General features: G+C 71.6%; 16 protein-coding genes. 10 read left to right on the forward strand and 6 right to left on the reverse strand.

Annotated features, from left to right (window positions below; genetic code table 11):
* Nucleotides 1–170 precede the first annotated feature (170 nt).
* The gene (locus tag ACIBP6_RS17425; RefSeq protein ID WP_397053191.1) at nucleotides 171–1,841 is read right to left on the reverse strand and encodes a fibronectin type III domain-containing protein; all 1,671 of its coding nucleotides are present in this window, start codon (nucleotides 1,839–1,841) and stop codon (nucleotides 171–173) included.
* A gap of 222 nt (nucleotides 1,842–2,063) precedes the next feature.
* Here ACIBP6_RS17425 and ACIBP6_RS17430 point away from each other — a divergent pair, with 222 nt between their 5' ends.
* A complete protein-coding gene (locus ACIBP6_RS17430) occupies nucleotides 2,064–2,531 on the forward strand; it encodes a hypothetical protein (RefSeq protein WP_397053193.1) in 468 nt (155 codons plus the stop codon).
* A gap of 149 nt (nucleotides 2,532–2,680) precedes the next feature.
* On the opposite strand, the gene dnaE is transcribed toward ACIBP6_RS17430, so the two are convergent.
* Nucleotides 2,681–6,208, reverse strand: a complete 3,528-nt coding sequence (gene dnaE, locus ACIBP6_RS17435) for a DNA polymerase III subunit alpha (RefSeq protein ID WP_397053419.1) — start codon at nucleotides 6,206–6,208, stop codon at nucleotides 2,681–2,683.
* A gap of 164 nt (nucleotides 6,209–6,372) precedes the next feature.
* On the opposite strand from dnaE, the gene ACIBP6_RS17440 reads away from it, so the two are divergent.
* Nucleotides 6,373–7,800 carry an amino acid permease gene (locus ACIBP6_RS17440; RefSeq protein WP_397053195.1) on the forward strand — a complete coding sequence of 476 codons (1,428 nt, stop codon included), beginning with the start codon at nucleotides 6,373–6,375 and terminating at the stop codon, nucleotides 7,798–7,800.
* Nucleotides 7,801–7,843: 43 nt separating this feature from the next.
* Nucleotides 7,844–8,923, forward strand: coding sequence for an SGNH/GDSL hydrolase family protein (locus ACIBP6_RS17445; protein ID WP_397053197.1), 1,080 nt, complete (start codon nucleotides 7,844–7,846; stop codon nucleotides 8,921–8,923).
* A gap of 8 nt (nucleotides 8,924–8,931) precedes the next feature.
* On the opposite strand, the gene ACIBP6_RS17450 is transcribed toward ACIBP6_RS17445, so the two are convergent.
* Entirely contained in the window at nucleotides 8,932–10,191 is a 1,260-nt protein-coding gene (locus tag ACIBP6_RS17450; protein ID WP_397053199.1) for a chorismate mutase, read from the reverse strand.
* Between the two features lie 290 nt (nucleotides 10,192–10,481).
* Here ACIBP6_RS17450 and ACIBP6_RS17455 point away from each other — a divergent pair, with 290 nt between their 5' ends.
* Genes ACIBP6_RS17455 through ACIBP6_RS17480 form a run of 6 tightly spaced genes read left to right on the forward strand, consistent with a single transcriptional unit; the run spans nucleotide 10,482 to nucleotide 17,339 of the window.
* Nucleotides 10,482–12,290: a serine/threonine-protein kinase gene (locus tag ACIBP6_RS17455; RefSeq protein ID WP_397053201.1), complete on the forward strand. Its 1,809-nt coding sequence runs from the start codon at nucleotides 10,482–10,484 to the stop codon at nucleotides 12,288–12,290.
* A gap of 10 nt (nucleotides 12,291–12,300) precedes the next feature.
* Complete coding sequence (locus tag ACIBP6_RS17460; protein WP_397053203.1) at nucleotides 12,301–14,019, forward strand: serine/threonine-protein kinase; 1,719 nt, start codon at nucleotides 12,301–12,303, stop codon at nucleotides 14,017–14,019.
* Between the two features lie 9 nt (nucleotides 14,020–14,028).
* Nucleotides 14,029–14,871, forward strand: a complete 843-nt coding sequence (locus ACIBP6_RS17465; RefSeq protein ID WP_397053205.1) for an AraC family transcriptional regulator — start codon at nucleotides 14,029–14,031, stop codon at nucleotides 14,869–14,871.
* Between the two features lie 11 nt (nucleotides 14,872–14,882).
* Entirely contained in the window at nucleotides 14,883–15,545 is a 663-nt protein-coding gene (locus ACIBP6_RS17470) for an AzlC family ABC transporter permease (RefSeq protein ID WP_397053207.1), read from the forward strand.
* On the forward strand, nucleotides 15,542–15,856 hold the full coding sequence (locus tag ACIBP6_RS17475; RefSeq protein ID WP_132623722.1) for an AzlD domain-containing protein: 315 nt from the start codon (nucleotides 15,542–15,544) through the stop codon (nucleotides 15,854–15,856). Before ACIBP6_RS17470 ends, ACIBP6_RS17475 begins: the two co-directional genes overlap by 4 nt.
* 10 nt (nucleotides 15,857–15,866) lie before the next feature.
* Nucleotides 15,867–17,339, forward strand: coding sequence for a serine/threonine-protein kinase (locus tag ACIBP6_RS17480; RefSeq protein WP_397053209.1), 1,473 nt, complete (start codon nucleotides 15,867–15,869; stop codon nucleotides 17,337–17,339).
* On the opposite strand, the gene ACIBP6_RS17485 is transcribed toward ACIBP6_RS17480, so the two are convergent.
* The 3 genes from ACIBP6_RS17485 to ACIBP6_RS17495 are packed head-to-tail and all read right to left on the reverse strand — an operon-like array spanning nucleotide 17,288 to nucleotide 19,183.
* Nucleotides 17,288–18,217, reverse strand: a complete 930-nt coding sequence (locus ACIBP6_RS17485; protein WP_397053211.1) for an RluA family pseudouridine synthase — start codon at nucleotides 18,215–18,217, stop codon at nucleotides 17,288–17,290. The two genes, ACIBP6_RS17480 and ACIBP6_RS17485, sit on opposite strands and share 52 nt — an antisense overlap.
* Nucleotides 18,210–18,767: a signal peptidase II gene (locus tag ACIBP6_RS17490; protein WP_397053212.1), complete on the reverse strand. Its 558-nt coding sequence runs from the start codon at nucleotides 18,765–18,767 to the stop codon at nucleotides 18,210–18,212. The genes ACIBP6_RS17485 and ACIBP6_RS17490 overlap by 8 nt, the downstream gene beginning before the upstream one ends.
* A 5-nt stretch (nucleotides 18,768–18,772) precedes the next feature.
* A complete protein-coding gene (locus ACIBP6_RS17495; protein WP_397053214.1) occupies nucleotides 18,773–19,183 on the reverse strand; it encodes a TraR/DksA family transcriptional regulator in 411 nt (136 codons plus the stop codon).
* Between the two features lie 471 nt (nucleotides 19,184–19,654).
* On the opposite strand from ACIBP6_RS17495, the gene ileS reads away from it, so the two are divergent.
* Entirely contained in the window at nucleotides 19,655–22,801 is a 3,147-nt protein-coding gene (gene ileS, locus ACIBP6_RS17500; RefSeq protein ID WP_397053216.1) for an isoleucine--tRNA ligase, read from the forward strand.
* The last annotated feature ends 103 nt before the right edge of the window (nucleotides 22,802–22,904 follow it).

The raw sequence follows: 22,904 nt of genomic DNA on the forward strand, positions 1-22,904 counted from the left end.
GACCAGGCGGGTCCGCACGGCCCGGTCGGCCCACCCGTCCGTCGGTACGCGATGCGGCCCGGTTCTCGGAGCCGTCGCAGGCCGTCAGGTCTGGTGGGGCGGCCAAGCAGGCGGGCAGGCCGGGGGGAGGGAGGGGTGGGTGGGCCGGGGTGGGGCCCACCCGTCCGGGGTCATCTGGTGACGGTGATGGCGGGGCTGGTGATCTTCTGGTGCTGGCTGTCCAGGTAGACCACGTACACGCCGTTCTTCTTCGCCAGGACGGGCACGCGGACGTCCTGCTCGAACCGGCCGAGTTCGTCGGCCTTGCCGTAGCCGACGAGCAGGCCGTCACGGTCACCGCGGCGGGCGTCGTCCTCCTGCGGGCGCCACCAGATGGCCACCTTCTCGCCCGGGTCGTAGCCGTACGCCGAGACCTTGACCTCTTCCAGGCGCCGCGCCGAGGTCTTGTCGACGACGACCTGCTCGCCGACCGTGTTCTCGGGGGTGCGCAGCTCGTTCACGGTGCGCTCGCCCTCGTCGTTCTTGCGGATGACGAACCCGTCGTGGTGCTCGCCGTTGGCGTAGCGCGCCTCGAACGTGATCGTCTCCTCGCCGACGTCGATGAGCTGGTAGAGCTGGGTGTTCTGGCTGGTGCTGCGGACCTCGGCGCCGTTGTTCGTCCAGTTCTCGCCACCGTTGAGCGCGTACATCTTGCCGCCGGAGACCGACACGACGTAGGCGACGCCGTTGTGCACGGTCGCCGACTTGCGCGCCGCCACCTGGTTGCCGCGCCCGTACGAGTGGTCGTGCCCCTGCAGCACCAGGTCGACGCCGTACTTCTCGAACAGCGGCGCCCACTGGGCGCGGACGTTCGGGTTGTTGCGGGTGCCGGTGGTCGAGTACACGGGGTGGTGGAAGGTCACCACGGTCCACTTGTTCGGGTTGTCCTTGAGCAGGCCCTCCAGCCAGGCCGTCTGCGCGGCCATGAGCGTGGCGTTGCTCTGCACGTTGCTGTCCAGGCCGATGAAGCGCACACCCTGGTAGTCGAGGGTGTAGACGGTCTGCTTCAGCTCGGGGTTGCCGGGCCCGTTGTCCGGATACGGGAACTGCGGCCGCCAGAACGTGGACAGCCCGCCGCTGTACTCATGGTTGCCCGGGATCGAGATGTTGTTGATCTGACCGTCGATGAAGCCGCCGGCCTTGAACCACTGACCCCACTGCTCCTCGCTGTTGGCGGAGTCGATGAGGTCGCCCGCGTTGACGATCGCCTTGGCCTGCGGCCGGTCCGCGAACGCCTGGCGGAACACGCGCGGCACGGCGGAGTCGAGGTAGTTCTGCGCGTCGCCGTAGTAGATGAAGGAGAACGGGTCGAAGCCGGAGGCCGCCGTGGTGAAGTCGGTCCAGGCGCTCCAGTTGGTGCCGTCGCCGACGCGGTAGGTGTAGCGGGTGTTCGGCTTCAGCTCGCCGAACTCCACCGTGTGGTACGTCGAGGCGTACCCGAGCGTGGTGTTCACCGGCGTGCTGGCCATGGCCTTGACGCTGGTCACGGCGCCGGGCGTCGGCTGGACCTGGCCGAGGGCGCGCGGCGCCTCCAGGATCTGGGCCTGGGCGTTGTCCGCGGTGGCCTCGGCGCGCCACGACACGCGCTGGCTGGTGGCGGGCGTGGTGGTCGGGATGAGGATGATGCGGTCGGGGATCGGGGAGGGCTTGTGCACCTCCGCGGCGGGGTAGACGGGCGGCGCCGCCACACCGAGGGCGGCGGGGCCCAAGGCTAAACCGGCGATCAGCAGCGCGCCGGTGCCGGCCGCCACGAGCTTGGCCTGCCGCGACCGCGGGGACCACGGCTTCCTGGTCTCGTTCACTTCTGGCTCTCTCCATGAGGCGTGGAACCCGTCCGCGTGCGGGACGCGCGCGGACGTCAGCGAATTGACGCAGGCGCCGCTGACGATCATCTGTCCGCCGGCTGGCCGCCGGGTTAATTCATGATCGTCAATGTGGTGGTCACCGGACGTTGGCCCGGCGTTCTCCCGGCCACGTCTACGATCATCGCGGATCGCGGGAACCGATGCCTCGGAGGTGGACGGATGGTGGTGACCGCCCGTCGCTGGGGGCTGCTGCCCGCCGTCGTGGCGCTCGGCACGCTGTTCGTGGTGCCGCCGGAACGGCCCGTGGTCAAGACGGAGACGTTCATCACCGCCGAGACCACCGGGGTGCTGATGATCGAGGGCGGCGAGTGCTTCAGCGACCCGGCGTACTCGCCGGAGGCCGCCGACCGGATCGTCCTCTACACCCCGTGCGCGCAGGGCGCCGACAACCAGTCGTACGGCTTCACCCACGCCCCCGACGGCGCGTACGACGCCGCGGCGCTGAAGGCGTTCGCGTGGCAGAGCTGCGGCGAGCGGTACGCCGAGCTGTGGGGCCCGCAGCGCGACGACCTGAGGTACTACCCGATCATGCCGACCGCGGAGACCTGGGCCGACGGCGACCGCGACGTGATGTGCGCCGTCTACCGCCCCACCGGCCGCCTCGCCGACTCAGCCCTCCCCCACTGACCACGCCGGACCACCCACCCGCGCCTGTACGACGCGACCCCGGCCGACCCCGTCACAGCGCTGCCCCGGCCGAGCCCGTCACGGCCGGGATGGAGCCGCGTCTTGGGGGCGCCGGACGGACGAGTTCTCCGAGGTCGCCCTGCGGGGCGTCAGGCGCCCACGCAGGCGGGGCCGAGGAGTTCTTTCAGGTCGCCCATGAGGGCCGGCGAGGGGGTCACGCGGTACCGGTCGCCCACCCGCATCACCGTGGTCTTCGGGCCGTTGTGGACCTGGAGGTGCACCTCGGAGGTGCCCGGATGGGTGGCGAGGACCTCCTTCAGCCGCCCCACCACCGGCGGCGTGCAGCGGTTGAGCGGCAGGCTCACCAGCAGCGGCCCGCCGGACTCCTGGGTCAGGTCGGGCGCCGTCACCTCCATGGCGATGATCTTGGCGACGTCTTCCCGCTTGTCGATCCGGCCCTTGACGAACACGATCGCGTCTTCGGCCAGGATCGTCGAGCACAGCTGGTACGCCGACGGGAAGATCATCACCTCGATCGAGCCTTCGAGGTCTTCCAGCTGGGTCAGCACCCAGGTGTCGCCCTTCTTGGTGACCTTGCGCTGCACCCCGCTGAGGATGCCGCCCAGTGTCACCACCTGCCCGTCGGGCCGGCTGTCGTCCTGGACGGCGGCGATCGAGCAGTCGGCCCCGGCGGCCAGGATGTGCTCGACGCCGAACAGCGGGTGGTCGGAGACGTACAGGCCGAGCATCTCGCGTTCGAACTGCAGCAGCGTGTTCTTGTCCCACTCCCCCACGGGGATCTGCACGTCGAACGTCTGGTCCTCGCCGCCGTCGATCGCGCCGAAGAGCGAGTCCTGGCCGATGGCCTCGTTCTTCTTGATGTCGATGATCGCGTCGACGGCCTGCTCGTGCACCATGACCAGGCCCTTGCGCACGTGGCCGAGCGAGTCGAACGCACCCGCCTTGATCAGTGACTCGATCACCCGCTTGTTGCAGACGATGGCCGGCACCTTGCGCAGGAAGTCCTTGAAGTCGGCGAAGCGGCCCTTCGCCTTGCGCGCGGCGATGATGCCGTCGACGACGTTGCCGCCGACGTTGCGGACGGCCGACAGGCCGAAACGGATGTCGGTGCCGCGCGGCGTGAAGTCGAAGTCGGAGTCGTTGACGTCGGGCGGGAACACCTTGATGCCCATGCGGCGGCACTCGTTGAGGTACAGGGCCGACTTGTCCTTGTCGTCCTTCACCGAGGAGAGCAGCGCCGCCATGTAGGCGGCCGGGTGGTTGGCCTTGAGGTAGGCGGTCCAGTAGGCGATGAGGCCGTAGGCGGCGGTGTGGGCCTTGTTGAAGGCGTAGTCGGAGAACGGCAGCAGGATGTCCCACAGCGCCTTGATGGCGGCGCCGGAGAAGCCGTTGTCCTTCATGCCCTGCTCGAAGGAGGCGTACTGCTTGTCCAGCTCCGCCTTCTTCTTCTTGCCCATCGCGCGGCGCAGCAGGTCGGCGGCGCCGAGGGAGTAGCCGGCCACGCGCTGGGCGATGGCCATGACCTGCTCCTGGTAGATGATCAGGCCGTACGTCGTGTCGAGGATGTCCTCGAGCGGCTTCTCCAGCTCGGGGTGGATCGGCGTGATCTCCTGCTGGCCGTTCTTGCGCAGCGCGTAGTTGGTGTGGGAGTTGGCGCCCATCGGGCCCGGGCGGTAGAGCGCGAGGGCGGCGGAGATGTCTTCGAAGTTGTCGGGACGCATGAGCCGCAGCAGCGAGCGCATGCCGCCGCCGTCGAGCTGGAACACGCCGAGGGTGTCGCCCTTGCACAGCAGCTCGTAGCTCCTGCGGTCGTCGAGCGGCAGCGAGAGCAGGTCGACCTTCTCGCCCGTGGTCGCCTCGATCATCTTGAGGCAGTCGTCCATGATGGTGAGGTTGCGCAGGCCCAGGAAGTCCATCTTCAGCAGGCCGAGCGTCTCGCAGGTCGGGTAGTCGAACTGCGTGATGATCGCGCCGTCGGAGTCGCGGCGCATGATCGGGATGTGGTCGGTCAGCACCTCGCGGGACATGATCACGCCGGCGGCGTGCACGCCGGTCTGCCGGATCAGGCCCTCCAGGCCCTTGCCCAGGTCGATCGTGGACTTGACGTCGACGTCTTCCTCGTAGAGCTTGCGAAGCTCGCCGGCCTCGTTGTAGCGCGGGTGGTCCTTGTCGAAGATGCCCGACAGCGGGATGTCCTTGCCCATGACGGCGGGCGGGAACGCCTTGGAGACCCGGTCGCCCAGCGCGTACGGGTAGCCCAGGACGCGGCCGGCGTCCTTGATGGCGGCCTTCGCCTTGATGGTGCCGAACGTGGCGATCATGGCGACCTTGTCGGCGCCCCACTTCTCCGTCACGTAGCGGATCACGTCGCCGCGCCTGCGCTCGTCGAAGTCGATGTCGACGTCGGGCATGGACACACGCTCGGGGTTGAGGAACCGCTCGAAGATCAGGCCGTGCGGGATGGGGTCGAGGTCGGTGATGCCCATCGCGTACGCCACCAGCGAACCGGCCGCCGAGCCCCGGCCCGGGCCGACCGGGATGCCGTTCTGCTTGGCCCACATGATGAAGTCGGCGACCACGAGGAAGTAGCTCGGGAAGCCCATCTGCTCGATGATGCCGATCTCGTACTCGGCCTGCTTCTTGTGCTGCTCGTCGTAGCCCTCCGGCCAGCGCCTGGCCATGCCCTCCCAGACGGTCCTGCGGAAGAACTCGCTCTCCGTCATGCCGTCGGGGACGGGGTAGGTCGGCATGAGGTTCTTGAACGCGAAGAACCCGGCCGGGTCGACCTTCTCGGCGACCAGCAGAGTGTTGCGGCAGCCCTCGGCCCACAGGTCGGAGGAGTCGACGGCGCGCATCTCGTCGGCGCTCTTGATGTAGTAGCCGCTGCCGTCGAAGCGGAAGCGGTCGGGGTCGGACAGCTGCTTGCCTGTCTGGATGCACAGCAGGGCGTCGTGCGAGGCGGCGTCGGACTCGTAGGTGTAGTGGGAGTCGTTGGTGACCAGCGGCGGGATGCCGAGCTCCTTGCTGATCCTGGTCAGCCCGTCGCGGACGCGGCGCTCGATGTCGAGGCCGTGGTCCATGATCTCCAGGTAGAAGTTCTCCTTGCCGAAGATCTCCTGGTATTTCGCGGCGGCCCGCAGCGCCTCGTCGTACTGGCCGAGCCGCAGCCTCGTCTGCACCTCGCCCGACGGGCAGCCGGTGGTGGCCATGAGGCCCTCGGCGTGCTCGGCGAGGATCTCGGCGTCCATCCGCGCCCACTTGCGCACGAAGCCCTCGGTGTAGGCGCGCGAACTGAGCTTCATCAGGTTGTGCAGGCCGGTCTTGTCGCGCGCCCAGATCGTCATGTGGGTGTAGTAGCCGCCCGCCGAGACGTCGTCGCGCTTCTGGTGCGGCTCGCCCCACAGCACCGGCTTCTTGTTGTGGCGCGCCTCGGGCGCGACGTAGGCCTCGATGCCGATGATCGGCTTGATGCCGGCGCCGGTCGCCTGCCGGTAGAAGTCGTAGGCGCCGTGCATGTTGCCGTGGTCGGTGATCGCGATCGCGGGCATCCCCAGGTCGCCGACCTGTTTGAACATCTGCTTGAGGCGCGCGGCCCCGTCCAGCATCGAGTATTCGGTGTGCACGTGCAGATGGACGAACGAGTCGCTGGACGACATGGAGCGGCGCCTCCCGGTCTCGGTGGTTGTGCTCAAAAACTTTAGTGCTCCCTGCCGACACTTCGGAGCCCGGCGGGCCGGACGACCGGGCGGTGCGGCGGTCGCGAGCGCGCTCGGCGGCGCCGATATCCTCAGGTCACCGTCCGTATGCGAGGAGACACGCTGTGCGCACACAGACCGACGAGGGATACACGCACGCACTCGGCAACCGCCAGGTCCAGATGATCGCCATCGGCGGGGCCATCGGCGTGGGCCTGTTTCTCGGCGCCGGCGGCCGGTTGGCCGCCGCGGGGCCGGCTCTCGTGCTGTCCTACGCCGCCGCCGGGGTGGCCGCCTTCTTCGTCATGCGGGCCCTCGGCGAGCTGGTGCTCTACCGGCCGGTGTCGGGCTCGTTCGTCGAGTACGCCAACGAGTTCATCGGCCCGTGGGCCGCCTTCGCCAGCGGCTGGATGTACTGGGTCAACTGGGCGTTCACCGGCATCGCCGAGCTGACCGCGATCGCGACCTACATCCACTACTGGGCGCCGGCCTTCCCCCAGTGGCTCACGGCGCTGATCGCGCTGGGGTTCGTCATGGTGGTCAACCTGCTGTCGGTGCGGCTGTTCGGCGAGCTGGAGTTCTGGTTCGCGCTGCTGAAGGTGCTGGCCATCACGGTGTTCCTGGTCGTGGCCGTGGTGCTGGTGGTGTTCACCGTCGGGCAGGCGAGCCCGGCCAACCTGGTGGCCCACGGCGGCTTCTTCCCGACCGGCTTCCCGCTGGTGCTGATGAGTCTGCAGTCGGTGGTGTTCGCGTACGCCTCGATCGAGCTGGTCGGCATCGCGGCCGGCGAGACGGCGCGGCCGCGCGAGATCATGCCGCGGGCCATCAACGGCGTGGTGTGGCGCATCGCGATCTTCTACGTGGGCTCGGTGCTGCTGCTCGGCATGGTGCTGCCGTGGACGGTCTACCGGGCGGGCGAGTCGCCGTTCGTGACGTTCTTCTCCGGCCTCGGGGTGCCGTGGGCGGCCGACGCGATGAACCTCGTGGTCATCACCGCGGCGATGTCGTCGTGCAACTCCGGCCTGTACGCCACCGGCCGCATCCTGCGCTCCATGGCGATGAAACGGGAGGCCCCCGGCTTCACCGGCACGCTGAGCTCCCGGCACGTGCCGATCGGCGGCATCCTGTTCACCGCGAGCATGCTGCTCGGCGGGGTGGCGCTGTTCTACTTCCTGCCCGCCCGGGCCTTCAACATCGCCACGGCCTGCGCCTCGCTGGGCGTGATCACGACGTGGGGGGTGCTGGTCTACTGCCAGACGCGGCTGCGCGGCGCGGGTCACCGCTCGGCGTTCCCGATGCCCGGCTCGCCCTACACCAACTGGCTGACGCTCGCGTTCCTGGCGCTGGTGGTGCTGCTGATGCCGTTCGCCGACGAGGACCAGCGGGTGGCGTTCTTCCTCATCCCGGCCCTGGTCGTGGGGATCGCGGTGGGCTGGAAGGTGGTCGGCCGCCGGCGGCCGGCCGCGGGTGGTGAGCCTCCCGCGGGGCCGCCCGCCGGGCCGTCCGGCGGCCCTCCCGCCGGGCCGCCCGCGGAGTTCCGCGCCGAATCGTAGCCGCCGCGACAGCCCCGCACCGATCACCGGCTTGGGTAGTCTCGTGGGCGCAAGGAAGGAGCCACAGGTCGGGGAGGTCACGCTGGACGAGGCTCGGCGGAAGATCGTCCGGATCTCGGCGGCGGCCGCGCTCGGCGTCGCGCTCGCGCTGGCCTGCCTGCCCCTCGGGGTGTTCCCGAAGCTCGCCTGCGCCCTGCTCGACGCGGGCTGCCCCACCACCGAGGAGCCGCGCGGCCGGTTGCCGCAGGTGACCCGGCTGACGCCCGTACAGGTGGCGCAGGGCGGCCGGTACGTCGCGCTCGGCGACTCCTACTCCTCGGGCGAGGGCGTCTACGACAGCGACCAGCCGCCGGTCAACGACGGGGCCGACCGCTGCCACCGGTCGCCGGGATCGTACGCCCCGCTGGTCGCGCGGACGTACCGGTTCGCCCGCGGCACCGCCTTCTACGCCTGCAGCGGCGCCACCAGCCGTCAGCTGCTGACCGGCCAGTGGGGCCATCCGCCCCAGATCACCCGCGTCGACGCCGGGGCCGGCCTGGTGACGCTCAGCATCGGCGGCAACGACGCCGGTTTCACCGAGGTGCTCACCGGCTGCATCGTGAAGCTGCCGTGGTCGTCGGCCTGCGTCGACCAGGAGGCCGCCGTCGGCCGCCGCATCGGCGAGCTGCAGGCGAACATGATGACCGTCCTGAAGGAGCTGCGGGTACGCGCGCCGAACGCCCGCGTGATCGTCCTCGGCTACCCGCGGCCGTTCCCCGCGCAGCCGACGGAGACCGTCGACAACCTGAGCGTGGCCGACCAGCGGTGGCTGAACACCGTGACGCGGCGGCTCAACGACGCCGTGAAGGCGGTGGTGGCCGAGTTCGACCGGACGATCGCCGCGTTCGGCGGGCCGGGCAGCGCCGAGTACATCGACGCCTACGAGGCGTTCACCGGGCACGAGGTGGGGCGGCCGCAGCCGTACCTGAACGGGTTGACCATGGACATGGAGGAGATGACGGTCAACGCCCGGAGCTATCACCCGACGGGCGACGGGTACCGCCGCTTCGCCGAGCTGATCACCCGCCAGATCGCCCAGGGCCCGGGCCGGCCCATGAACAACTACCACGTGACCACCCCCTGACCGCCGGGTCACGCGGGCGGCCGGTCGGCGCCGCGTTCCTCGGCGAGGTGGAGGCCGGCCTCGATGACGGCGTTCATGATGGGCGCGAGGCGGGTCTCGCCCAAGGTCGGGGCGCGCCGGGCCATCCGGGCGACGACGGCGCGTTCGCGGGCCAGGTCGCGGCCCGCGAAACCGCCCACGGGCTTGATCCGCTGCACGATGCCCGCCAGGGCCGCGCGGCGTTCGAGCAGGGTGGCGAGGGCGGCGTCCACCCGGTCGATCGCCTGCCTGCACTCGGGGAGCGTGGTGGGCGACTCGTCGCGGAGCAGCGCGCCGACCACGGTCACCGCCTCCTCTGCCGCCCGCAGGCCGGCAGCCGCCGGCAGGCCCGCACCCGCCTGCCCCGGCACGCCGTCGTCCGCGCCGCGCGGGGCGCCCTCACCGTCCGGGAAGCCCGAAGCCTCCGCGGATGGCAGGGGCGCGTGGGGACGCACGGCCAGGGCGGCGCTGATCTCACGGGCCGCGGCACCCGCGTCACGCTCCTTGAGCGCCACACCGTGTCCCACAGCGTGTCCCGCACCGTGTCCCTGCGACGCCTCGGAGCGGCCGGCGCCGTTCCCCTGCAATGCCTGGGAACGCCCGGCGCTGTCTCCCCGCAGCACCTCGGGACGGCCGCGGCCGTTCCCCCGCGACGCCCCCGCGTGAACGCCGTAGGTGTTCTGCGACGTCTCCGAGCCGTACGTCCCCCGCGGCGCGCCGGAGGGGACCGGCGGTGCGGAGACGATCAGCCCGTCGGCGCCCGCGGCGACGGCGGCGGCCGACAGGCCCGGGTCGGCGGAGACGTCCACCAGCACGGGACGCCCCGTGGCGGCCCGCGCCGCCCGCATGAGCGCCAGATCGGGCCGGCCCCCTTCGCAGAGGATCACCCGCCCGTCGCCCTCGGCGGCGCAGTAGCCGGCCAGGCCCAGCCACTCCTCCAGGGACGCCGAGGCCCGCCGCTCCACCACGACCGGCAGCCCCAGCGCGGCGGCCGCCCGCACCAGCGGGATGTCGCGCGTCCACGACGCGCCCACCACCACCGCGTCCGCGAGCTCGGCGATCGCCGGCAGATCGGCCGCCGACGCCGGCTCCGCGAGCAGCGCCGGCCCGCGCCGCTCCCGCAGCACCGCGTACGCGTCGGCCCGCCCGCCCCCGCGCAGGCTCACCCGCCCGCCGATCACCACCGCGGGCCCGTCGCCCACCAGCAGCCCGCCCAGCGCGACCGCGTGCCGTTCCCCAGTCGATGACATCCCGACACTCCCCACTCGGCCGGCCTCCGGAGCCGGCGGCACCAACGAAAAAAGGCAGAGACGGGTGTCTCTGCCTCGTGCCGACTCCAGGTGGTCGCTAGCGGACGACCGGCTCTCCCGGAGCCGGCTCGATAAACGCGTAGCGACGACAAGTCATGTCGGAAACTCTACACCTACCGCTCGACCTGCTGGGCAGTACATGCCCAGGGCGTAGTGCCCTCCAGGCGAGTCGCCGTTGATCCCTCGCTATGGGAGTATTTCTTGGCCTAGAGGAGGGTTTGAGGCCGTTGATGTCGGATCGAAAGCAGGAGGGACGCCGCATCGCCGGCCGCTACCAGCTGCAGGAACCCATCGGCAGGGGCGGAATGGGCATCGTGTGGCGTGCCCACGACGAGCTCCTGGACCGCACGGTCGCGGTCAAGGAGGTCAGGTACGCCGCCGCCCTGGGCGAGGAGGTGCAGCTGCTGAACCGGCGCACGATGCGCGAGGCGAGGGCGGCGGCGAGGTTCGAGCATCCCAACGTGATCGTCGTGCACGACGTGATCGAGGAGGACGACCGGCCCTGGATCGTCATGCAGCTCGTCCAGTCGCAGTCGCTGGGCGCCGTGATCAAGCAGGACGGGCCGCTGCCGCCCAAGCGGGTGGCCGAGATCGGCCTGGCCATGCTGGACGCGCTGCACCGCGCCCACGAGGCCGGCGTGCTGCACCGTGACGTCAAACCCGAGAACGTGCTGCTGGCCGACGACGGCCGCGTCGTGCTCACCGACTTCGGCATCGCCACGCTGGAGACGGAGACGCAGCTCACCGTGACGGGCCTGGCGGGCACGCCCGCGTTCATCGCCCCCGAGCGGCTCAAGGGGCTGCCGGCGCGGCGCGAATCCGACCTGTGGTCGCTGGGCGCGACCCTCTACACGGCCGTGGAGGGCCGCTCCCCGCACGAGCGGGGCATGGCGCTGGCCACCATGCACGCCGTGCTCACCGACGAGCCCGACCCCATGCGGCACGCGGGCCCGCTCACCGAGGTGATCAGCGGGCTGCTGATCAAGGAGCCGGTGCAGCGGCTGACGTACGAGGAGGCGCAGCGGCTGCTGCGCAAGGCCCTCGCGGAGACGAGCCCGGCGCCGACCGCGCAGTTCGCGCCCGTGCAGGAGCTGCGCGTGCCCACGCAGCCGACCAAGCCGAAACGCCCGGCGAAGGCCAGGCGCCCGTACGCCCCCGCGGTGGACGAGACGCCGACCGACCCCGACCTCGCCGTGCCCGCCGCGCCGCCGGAGACCGGCGCACGCATCCCCTCGGTGACGGTGGAGCCTCCTCCCCCCTCCGAGCCCACGGTGGGCAGCTCACGCGGCGAGCCGCGGCGGGCCGGGATGATCGCCGCCGCGGCGCTGGCGGTCGTGCTGGTCGCCGGTGTGGGCGGCTATCTCGGCCTGAACTCGGCGCCCGGCGACGACTCGGGGCCGATCGGCGCCGGGAGCTCGGACACCACGCTGTCGCAGGGCTCGCCGAGCGCGTCCTCGCCGCAGTCGCCCTCGTCCCCCTCTCCGAGCGCGTCGCCCAGCACGTCACCGAGCCCGTCGTCGAGTCCGTCGTCGAGCCCCAGCGCGACGGCCAGCCCCAGCCCGAGCCCGACACCTGAGGAGACGAAGGACCCGCTCCCGGCCGGCTGGAAGATGTACAAGGACAAGAAGATGGGCTTCTCCATCGGCCTGCCCAAGGGCTGGGACGTCTGGACGCGCAGCGGCCGGCAGGTCAAGTTCAAGGGCCCGGGGGCGGCGTCGAACGCGTACGTGATGATCGAGGAGGCGGCCAAGCCGGGCAAGGACCCGTACAAGGACTGGCAGCGGCAGGAGCCGTACCTGAAGAACAACTTCGGCGGCTACAAGAAGCTCGACATCAAGCGGGTCGACTACCAGAAGGCCGCCGCCGACTGGGACTTCACCTGGGTCACGAACACCGGCAAGACGCGGGTGCGCAACCGCGGTTTCATCACGGAGAACGGACGGGCGTACGCGATCTACTGGCACACCCTCAACAGCCACTGGAAGGACGACTACCCCTTCTTCGAGGGCTTCTGCGACACGTTCGTGCCCGCGAAGTAGGCTTCCACGCGTGGACAAGCGGGTCAGCGGCCGCTATCGACTGATCGAGCCGATCGGCGAGGGCGGCATGGGGGTGGTCTGGCGGGCCTACGACGAGGTGCTCGACCGTACGGTGGCGATCAAGGAGGTCCGCTACACCGGCGTCGACGAGGCCCGGCGGGCGGAGCTCAACCGCAGGACGATCAGGGAGGCCAGGGCGGCGGGCCGCCTCGACCACCCCTCGGTGGTGGTGGTCCACGACGTCGTCGAGGAGGACGGCCGTCCGTGGATCGTCATGCAGCTCGTCCGGTCCCGCTCGCTGGCGCAGGTGGTCCGCGAGAGCGGGCCGCTGCGGGCCGGCCAGGTCGCGGTGATCGGCGACCGGGTGCTCGACGCGCTGCGGGCCGCGCACGCGACCGGGGTGCTGCACCGCGACGTCAAGCCGGAGAACGTCCTGCTGGCCGACGACGGGCGGGTCGTGCTGACCGATTTCGGCATCGCCTCCATGGAGACCGAAACCGGGCTGACGGCGACGGGCGGGCTGGTGGGCACGCCGGCGTACATGCCGCCCGAGCGGCTGAACGGCGAGCCGGCCCGGCCCGAGTCCGACCTGTGGTCCCTGGGCGCCACGCTGTACACGGCGGTCGAGGGGCGGCCGCCGTACAAGGGCGACTCGTGGGCGGCGACGGTGGCGGCGGTGCTGCGCGACGAGCCGCGGCCGCCGGTTCACGCGGGCGCGCTCACGCCGGTCATCATGGGCCTGCTGCACCGGAGCCCGGCCGGCCGCATGCCCGCCGACCAGGCCGCACGCCTCCTGCGCGAGATCGCCTCCTCCCCCGGCCCCGCGGCGTCCCCCCGCCCGTCTCCCGGCGATCGGCTTGTCCCCGAGCCCCGCGACGACCGGTCCGTCCCCGGGACCTTCCCCGGTCACGGCCGGACCCCGCAGGACACGTTCCCCGGCGATGAACCGCCCGTAGCCTTCCGGGGCGGCGGCCCGCCGGGCGTGGAGACGCCTTCCGCAGGGGCCGTGACGGTGACCGGGCGGCGGCGCGCGAAGGCGCTGTGGATCGGCTTACCGGCCGTGCTGGCCGTCGCGGCGGCGGTCGGCACGGCGGGCGTGCTGCTGTCCGAACGCCGTACGACGTCCACCGCGAGCGGCGACCCCACGGACACGACCACGGTGAGCGCCGGCCCCACGGACACGGTGAGCGCCGGCCCCACCGACACCACCCCGGCGAGCAACGGCCCCACGACCCCCGGACCGGCCCCCACCCAGGAGCCGAGCGGCGCCGTGGTGCCCGAGGGCTGGCGGCCGTACGCGAACACGGCCGGCCGCTTCCGCCTCGCCGTCCCCAAGGGCTGGCGGGCGAAGAAGAACCCCGCCAGGGACAGCGTCTCGCTCCAAGGCCCCGGCACCCCGGGAACGCTCCTCGTGGAGTGGACCGTCCCTGACATCCCCTGGCAGGACCCGGTACGCCACTGGATCGGCCTCGAACGCGAGATCCGGGCGAAAGGCGAGTTCCGGCAGTACACCCGGCTTGGCATCACCCCCACCGACTACCTCGGCGTGCGGGCGGCAGACTGGGAGTTCACCCGGCTGCGTGAGGGGGTGCTGATCCACGTGATCAACCGCGGCTTCCACACCCCCGACGGCCGCCCGTACGCGATCTACTGGGAGACCCCGCAGTCCCGGTGGAAGCAGGACAGACACTACTTCGAGACGTTCACGAAGACGTTCAGACCGCAGTGAGGAGGTGCCGTGAAGGAGCAGGCGCGCTTCTGGCGGCACCCGGCGGTGCCGGAGACCGACCTGCTCAAGGCCCGCTACGTCACCCACCGCTTCTCCCGGCACGCCCATGACGGCTACGCCATCGGCCTGATCGTCGAGGGCGTGGAGGAGTTCCACTACAGCGGCACCCTGCACCGGGCGGGGGCGGGCGAGGTGGTGCTGGTCAACCCCGACACCGCGCACACCGGCCAGGCGGGCGTGCCAGGCGGGTGGTCGTACCGCATGCTCTATCCGTCCATCGACCTGCTGGCCGGGGTCGCCGCCGAGCTGGGCGGGCCGTACGGCACGCCGCACTTCCCCTCGCAGGTGGTGCGCGACGACCACGTGGCGGCGCTGCTGGCCCGCGCGCACCGGGCGGCCGAGCGCGGCGACGCGCTGGCCGCCTCGACGCTGAGCCGTACGCTGTTCGCCCGCCTGCTGACCCGCCACGCCGCTCCCCGGCCGCCGTCGGCGCCGCCCGCGGGAGGCAGGAAGGCCGTGCGCGAGGCCATCGACCTGCTGCACGACAGCCTGGTCGACCCGCCCTCGCTGGACGAGCTGGCGGTCGCGGTGGGCGCGCGGCCCTTCGCGCTGCTGCGGGCGTTCAAGGAGGCGACGGGCCTGCCGCCGCACGCCTACCTCACCTCGCTGCGGGTACGCCGGGCCCGCCACCTGCTGCTGACCGGCATGCCGGCGGCGCGGGTGGCCACCGAAGTGGGCTTCACCGACCAGGCCCACCTGAACCGGCACTTCAAACGGGTCATGGGCGTGCCCCCGGCGGCGTACCAGCGGGCCGCAGGAACGTACAAGACCGGCGGTTCCAGGAGCACCTAGCCTCTGTCCCCATGGACCAGACAACTCACCGTTCCGCCGCCGTGCGGGACGGTCTCGGCGTGGGCCTGGCCGTGGGGCTGTCCGGGCTCGCCTTCGGCGCCGCGGCCGTCACCGCGGGCCTGACCGTGCCGCAGGCGTGCGTGCTGAGCCTGCTGGCGTTCACGGGAGCCTCCCAGTTCGCGCTGACCGGCGCGGTGGGCGCGGGCGGCGACCTGGTGGCCGCAAGCCTCGGCGCGCTGCTCCTCGGCGGCCGCAACACCCTGTACGGCCTGCGCCTGGCCGACCTTCTTCGCGTACGCGGCCCGCGCCGCCTGCTCGCCGCCCAGGGCGTCATCGACGAGACCACGGCCGTCGCGCTCGCCCAGCCCACCCCTGAGGCGGCCCGCACGGGGTTCGTGACCACGTTCGCCGCCCTGTACGTCACCTGGAACCTCACCACGCTGGCGGGCGCGTTCGGCACGTCGTCGCTGGGCGATCCCGCCATGCTGGGGCTGGACGTCGTGGGCCCGGCGGCGTTCCTGGCCATCCTGTGGCCGAGGCTGACGGGCAGCGCCGAGCTGCGCGGGCTGGCCGCGGCCGCGGCGGTGATCGCGTTGTGCGCCACCCCGTTCTTCCCACCGGGCGTGCCCGTGCTGCTGTCGGCCGTCGCGGTGCTGGTGGTGATGGTCCGATGACGACCTTGTGGTGGGCGATCGCGGCGGTCTGCGCGGGCTGCTACGCGCTGAAGCTGGCCGGGCTGGCGGCGCCGCGGCAGGTGCTGGACCACCCGTCGGTGCGCCGCTTCGCCGAGCTGGTGCCGGTGGCGTTGCTGGGGGCGCTGATCGCGGTGCAGGTGTTCACGGAGGAGGGCGGGCTGAGCGTCGACCCGGCCCGGACGGCCGGCCTCGGGGCGGCGGTCGTGGCGCTGCTGCTGCGGGCGCCGTTCCTCGTCGTGCTGGCCGCGGCGGCCGCCGTGACGGCGCTTGTGCGGATTTTTCTCGGGTAGTCGCCGGTGCATGTCCGATTCAGCGGCGTTGGTCGGTGGGCGCTACCGCCTCCTCAGAACGATCGGCAAGGGCGGCATGGGCAAGGTCTGGCACGCGCACGACGAGGTGCTGGGCCGCGACGTGGCGGTGAAGGAGGTCCTGCCCCCTCCCGATCTGAGCGGCCCCGAGCGCGAGGTGTTCTCCGTACGGACCTTCCGTGAGGCGCGGGCGGCCGGCCGGGTGTCGCACCCCGGCGTGGCCACCGTGTACGACGTCCTGGAGGAGGACGGTCACCCGTGGATCGTCATGCAGCTCGTGCACTCGCGCACGCTGGGCGACCTGATCCGCGACGACGGGCCGATGCCGCCGCGCGAGGCCGCGGGCATCGGGCTGCAGATCCTGGAGGCGCTGCGCGCCGCGCACGCGGCGGGGGTGCTGCACCGGGACGTCAAACCGGACAACGTGCTGTTAACGCCGGACGGCAGGGCCGTGCTCACCGACTTCGGCATCGCGACGACGGAGGACGACGCGCCCGTCACCAGGACGGGCATCCTGATCGGCACCCCGGCGTTCATGGCGCCCGAGCGCGCGGAGGGCGGCCAGGCCAGGCCTGCCTCCGACCTGTGGTCGCTGGGCGTGACGCTGTACATGGCCGTCGAGGGCCGTTCGCCGTTCCAGCGCGACAACGCCCTGGCCACGCTGGGCGCGGTCATGCACGCCGAACCGGAGCCGACGGTCGGCGCGGGCGTGCTGGCCCCTGTGCTGGACGGCCTGCTGCGCAAGGACCCGGACGAGCGGATGGCGCTGGAGGAGGCCGAGCGGCGGCTGGCCACGATCGTGGCGGGCGGCGTCCCGGAGGCGACCGGCCCGGTCGCGGCGGGCGCCCTGGCAGGATCGGCCGCGGGTGCCGCGGCTGGCAGGCCCCGCCGGATCCCGATGGCCGCCATCGCGGCGGGCACGCTCGTCGTGGCGATCGTCACGGGAGGAGCGGCGTGGCTGACGCACCGCCCGGCCGACGTCTCGCCCGACCCGGTCCCCGCGGTGGTGACCACGCCGAGCACGTCGTCGCCCTCCCCTTCCGCCCCGTCACCCGCCCCGAGCAGCGACGCCCCGGCGACGACGTCCCCGCAGGCCACCATCCGGACGTACACGCCCCCGCCGTCCGCTGAGCCCACCCGGTACGCGCCGCAGCCCTCCCCGACCCAGCCCCGGGAGCGCGGCACGGACAGGCGCGGCAACGACGACGACGGGGAGAACCGCCGGACGCGGGAGCCGGAGCCCACCAAGAGCAAGAAGGACAAGAAGGAGGAGGAGGAAGAGCCCTCGGAGACCCCCAGCGAGTCACCCGACAGGGTGGAGGGGTCGAGCGGCGGGACCGGCGCGGCGAACAGCAGAGCCGGGGGCGCGAACGGCGCTGCCGTGGGCCGGCAGGCGGGACGGCCCAAGCCGCCTCAGGACTCGTCGCGCACCAGGTCGAGGGCCTTCTGCAGGTCCTGCGGATAGTCGGTGCTGAACGACATCCACTCCCCCGTCGCCGGGTGCTCGAACCCGAGCGCGACCGCGTGCAGCCACTGCCGGGTGACGCCCAGCCGGGCCGCGAGCGTGGGGTCGGCGCCGTAGAGCAGGTCGCCGACGCAGGGGTGGCGCAGCGCCGACATGTGCACCCTGATCTGGTGCGTGCGCCCGGTCTCCAGCTTGATGTCGAGCAGGGACGCCGCCCGGAACGCCTCGACCGTGTCGTAGTGGGTCACCGACGGCTTGCCCCCGGACACCACCGCGAACCGGCCGTCGCCCGACGGGTGCCGGTCGATGGGCGCGTCGACGGTGCCCCGGAAGGGGTCGGGATGCCCCTGGACGAGCGCGTGGTAGCGCTTGTCGACCGTGCGTTCCTTGAAGGCGCGCTTGAGGTGGGAGTAGGCGTGCTCGCTCTTGGCCACCACCATCGCGCCCGTGGTGTTGGCGTCGAGCCGGTGCACGATGCCCTGCCGCTCGGCCGCGCCGCTGGTGGCGATGGTGTGGCCGGCTCCGAGCAGCCCGCCGATCACGGTGGGACCGGTCCAGCCGACGGTCGGGTGGGCGGCGACGCCGATGGGCTTGTTGACCACGATGATGTCGTCGTCCTCGTACACGATGGCCATGCCGGGCACCGGCTCGGCGACCGGCATGGGCGTGGCCACCGGCGGCGGCAGCGTGACGTCGAGCCAGGCGCCGGCGCGCACCCGCTCCGACTTGGCCGGCTGCCGGCCGTCGACCAGCACCTCGCCGGCGACGATCAGCTCGGCGGCGCGCGTACGGGAGAAGCCGAACAGCCGCGACAGCGCGGCGTCGAGGCGCTCGCCCTCCAGGCCGTCGGGCACGGGCAGACTGCGCTGCTCACTCATCCTTCGCCACCTCCTTGGACCCGTCGATCTGCACGTTGCGCCAGGCCAGGATGACCGCCAGGATGCCGCCGCAGACGATCGCGGAGTCGGCGATGTTGAACACCGGGAAGTAGTCGATGACGGGGAAGTGCCCGGGCAGCACCTCGATGAAGTCGACGACGTGCCCCTGGAGCTGCGTGGGCCGCCCGAGCCCCGAGGGGTAGCGCAGCAGCCGGTCGGTGAGGTTGCCGAGCGCCCCGCCGAGCAGCAGCCCGAGCGCGAACGCCCAGCCCCTGCTGCCGAGCTTGCGGGCGGTGCGCACGATCGCGACGACGACGCCCGCGGCGATGAGGGTGAAGACGAAGGTCATTCCGGTGCCGATGCTGAACGCGGCACCGGAGTTGAAGATCAACCGGAACTGCAGGACGTCCGGGATGACCACGTGGGGCGCCTGTCCTTCCAGCGTGCGCAGCGCGACCGTCTTGGTCACCAGGTCGGCCACGTAGATCACGGCCGCCAGCACGACGAGAACCGCGAACAGGCGCCGGCGGGGGGTTGCTGCCGGCGGCACTGATCCTATCGGCGTTCCTCCCTCTGCTTGCAGGCCACGCACAGCGTCGCCCTCGGGAACGCCTGCAGGCGTTCCTTCCCGATCGGCTTGTGGCACGATTCGCACACTCCATAGGTCCCGGCGTCGATCCTGGCGATCGCACGTTCGTTCTGCGCGACGAGATCGCGCGCATTCAGGGTAAGGGCGATCTCGCGTTCGCGCTCGTACGTCTTCGCGCCGGCGTCGGCCTGGTCGTCGCCGGCGCCCTGGGTGACGTCTCCAGAGGCTATCTCGGTCTCGTGGCGGAGGATGTCCGCCTCGAGTTCGTCGATCTCCTGCTGGAGCCTGCCGCGTACCTCGGCCAGCTCCTCGTCGGACCACATCGACGGAGTGGTGGTCTGCGTGACTGCCGCCATGGCTGCCTCCATGCTGATCAAGGCCGTAATGGTGCGGGCAGCTTAGGATCCGTATAACGGAACGGCAAACGACCCGCCGGACGGTTTACCTCCCCCGTACTATCCCGCCTCGCGGATTCAACTCCTCCCCAGAGACGTCCATTCCCACAACTTTGCGCCGTTTACGCCGTCCGTACCGAGGTGGTGATGGTCGTCCCTTGGCGCGGCGTACGCCCCACCTGGGAGAACCACGGGGAAAACGTGGAAGCCTCGGGCCCCGCTCTGCGTTATGGTTTAAGCCTGCAAGGCGTTGATGGGGCCCGACTGTGAGGGATATCACCCCGGAGCCGCCGGAAGAACGGCTTTCGCGAGCTCAGTAGAACCGGCAGCAGCCCCAATGAAGAGGGCCTCGCCCGCGCGAGGTCAAGAAGGGTGGTACCGCGGAGCCGCGAGGCTTCGTCCCTTCACGCGAAAAGCCCTGCCGGCCGATCAAGCGTGGAGGTCACGCCCGACATGTCGTCCCCAACGTTCCGCTCTCTTCCCGCGCAGGTCGACCTGCCCGCGCTCGAGCGCGAGGTCCTCGAACGCTGGCGGGACGGGAAGATCTTCGAGCGTTCCGTGGAGCAGAACTCCGGCAACCCCGCCTGGGTGTTCTACGAGGGCCCGCCCACGGCCAACGGCCTGCCCGGCGTCCACCACGTCGAGGCGCGCGTGTTCAAGGACCTGTTCCCCCGCTACAAGTCGATGCGCGGCTTCAGCGTGCCCCGCAAGGCGGGCTGGGACTGCCACGGCCTGCCCGTCGAGGTCGGCGTCGAGAAGGAACTCGGCCTGTCCGGCAAGAAGGACATCGAGTCGTACGGCATCGCCGAGTTCAACGCCAAGTGCCGCGAGTCGGTGCTGCGCCACGTCGACGCGTTCGAGCAGCTCACCGAGCGGATGGGCTACTGGATCGACCTGTCGCAGGCCTACCGCACCATGGACCCGTCCTACATCGAGTCGGTGTGGTGGTCGCTGAAGGTCGTCTTCGACAAGGGGCTGCTGTTCCGCGACTTCCGGATCACCCCCTACTGCCCGCGCTGCGGCACCGGCCTGTCCGACCACGAGCTGGGTCAGCCCGGCGGCTACGAGACCGTCTCCAGCCCGTCGGTCTACGTCCGCATGCCCGTGACGTCAGGGCCGCTGGCCGAGCTCGGCGCCTCGCTGCTGATCTGGACGACCACGCCGTGGACGCTGGTCTCCAACACGGCCGTCGCCGTGCACCCCGACGTCACCTACGTCGCCGCCCGCACCGCGGACGGCGAGGTGCTGGTCGTGGCCGAGCCGCTGCTGTCGGTGCTCGGCGAGGGCGCCACCGAGGTGGCCCGCCACACCGGCCGCGAGCTGGAGCGCACGACCTACACCCGCCCGTTCGACCTCGTCGACATCCCGGGCGCCCACTACGTCGTGCTGGGCGACTACGTCACCGTCGAGGACGGCACCGGCCTGGTCCACCAGGCTCCCGCCTTCGGCGCCGACGACCTGGCCGTCATCCGGCGCTACGACATGCCCGTCGTCAACCCGATCGGCCCCGACGGCCGCTTCCTCGACGACGTCCCCATGGTCGGCGGCCGGTTCTTCAAGGACGCCGACGAGGAGCTCACCGAAGACCTGCGGGCGCGCGGCCTGCTGTTCCGCGGCGGCCACTTCGAGCACAGCTACCCCCACTGCTGGCGCTGCCACACCCCGCTGCTCTACTACGCGCTCCCGTCGTGGTACATCCGCACCACCGCGGTCAAGGACCAGATGCTGGCCGAGAACGCCGGCACCAACTGGTACCCCGACACGATCAAGTGGGGCCGCTTCGGCGAGTGGCTGCGCAACAACGTCGACTGGTCGCTGTCGCGCTCGCGCTACTGGGGCACGCCGCTGCCGCTGTGGGTGTGCGCCGAGGACGAGTCCCACATCACGTGCGTGGGCTCGCTGGAGGAGCTCGGCGCCCTCGCCGGTCAAGACGTCTCCGCCCTCGACCCGCACCGCCCGTACGTCGACGACGTCACGTTCGCCTGCCCGTCCTGCGGTGGCGAGGCGCGGCGCGTGCCCGACGTCATCGACGCCTGGTACGACTCCGGTTCCATGCCGTTCGCGCAGTGGGGCGAGCGCGGCAAGCCCGAGGGCGTCTACCCGGCGCAGTTCATCTGCGAGGCCACCGATCAGACGCGCGGCTGGTTCTACTCGTTGATGGCCGTCGGCACGCTCGTCTTCGGCCAGTCCTCCTACGAGAACGTGCTCTGTCTCGGCCTCATCCTGGCCGAGGACGGCCGCAAGATGAGCAAGCACCTCGGCAACATCCTGGAGCCGATCCCGCTGATGGACCGCCACGGAGCCGACGCGCTGCGCTGGTTCATGGCCTGCTCGGGCTCGCCGTGGGCCTCGCGCCGGGTGGGGCACAACACCCTCGAGGAGATCGTCCGCAAGGTCCTGCTGACGCTCTGGAACACCTCGTCGTTCTTCACCCTCTACGCGGGCGCCGAGTCCTGGTCGCCGTCCATGATGGCGCAGGCCACCCCGGTCGCCGAGCGCCCGCTGCTCGACCGCTGGGTGCTGGCCGAGCTGCACCGTACGGTGTCCGAGGTCACGGCGTCGCTGGACGAATACGACACCCAGCGCGCCGGCCGCCGCCTGGCCGACTTCCTCGACGACCTGTCCAACTGGTACGTCCGCCGCTCGCGCCGCCGCTTCTGGCAGGGCTCCCAGGACGCCTTCGCGACCCTGTACGAGTGCCTGGAGACGACGCTGCGGCTGCTGTCGCCCATCACGCCGTTCCTCACCGACTACCTGTGGGACGTCCTGCGCCCGGCCGACGCGCCCTCCTCCGTGCACCTGGCCTCCTGGCCGCAGGTGCGCGAGGACCTGCTCGACCCGGCCCTGTCGGACCAGATGGCGCTCGTCCGCCGCCTGGTGGAGCTGGGCCGCTCGGCCCGCGCCTCGTCGGGCGTGAAGACCCGCCAGCCGCTGCGCCGCGCCCTCGTGGGGGCGCACGACTGGCCGTCGCTCCCCGACGAGCTGCGCGGCCTGGTGGCCGACGAGCTGAACGTCCAGTCGCTCGAGGACATGTCCGGCTTCAGCGCCGACCTCGTGTCGTACACCGTGAAGCCGAACTTCCGGGCGCTCGGCAAGCGCTTCGGCTCGCAGACCAAGCTGGTGGCCGCCGCGGTGGCCGCCGCCGACCCCACCCGCCTGGCCAGGACCCTGCGCTCGGGCAGCACGGTCATGGTGGAGTCCGACGAGCTGGGCGAGATCACGCTCGGCCCCGACGAGGTGATCGTCAACGAGCAGCCGCGTTCGGGCTGGGCGGTGGAGACGGGCGCCATCGGCACGGGCACGGGCGAGACGGTCGCCCTCGACCTGGAGCTGTCCGACGAGCTGCGCCGCGCCGGCCTGCTCCGCGAGGTCATCCGCCTGGTCCAGGACGCCCGCAAGTCGACCGGCCTGTCGATCAGCGACCGCATCGACCTGTGGTGGACCACGACGTCGCCCGAACTCGCGGAGGCGTTGCGCACCGAGGGCAACGTGGTGGCCGAGGAAGTCCTCGCCGCCACCCTCACCGAGGGCACGATCGAGAGCCTCCCCGCCCACCAGGACGAGGATCTCTCCCTGACCTTCCAGCTCCGCCGCGTCTGATCGCGACCCCGGGCCCCGGGCCGCCTGCTGACCAGGCGGCCCGGGGCCCGGCCGTGCCGGCATCGCCCTCACCTGCCGCGGCCGATGCTCCAGCTCGGCGGCG

It is taken from the genome of Nonomuraea terrae, assembly GCF_044465245.1.
Classification (GTDB): Bacteria; Actinomycetota; Actinomycetes; order Streptosporangiales; family Streptosporangiaceae; genus Nonomuraea; species Nonomuraea terrae.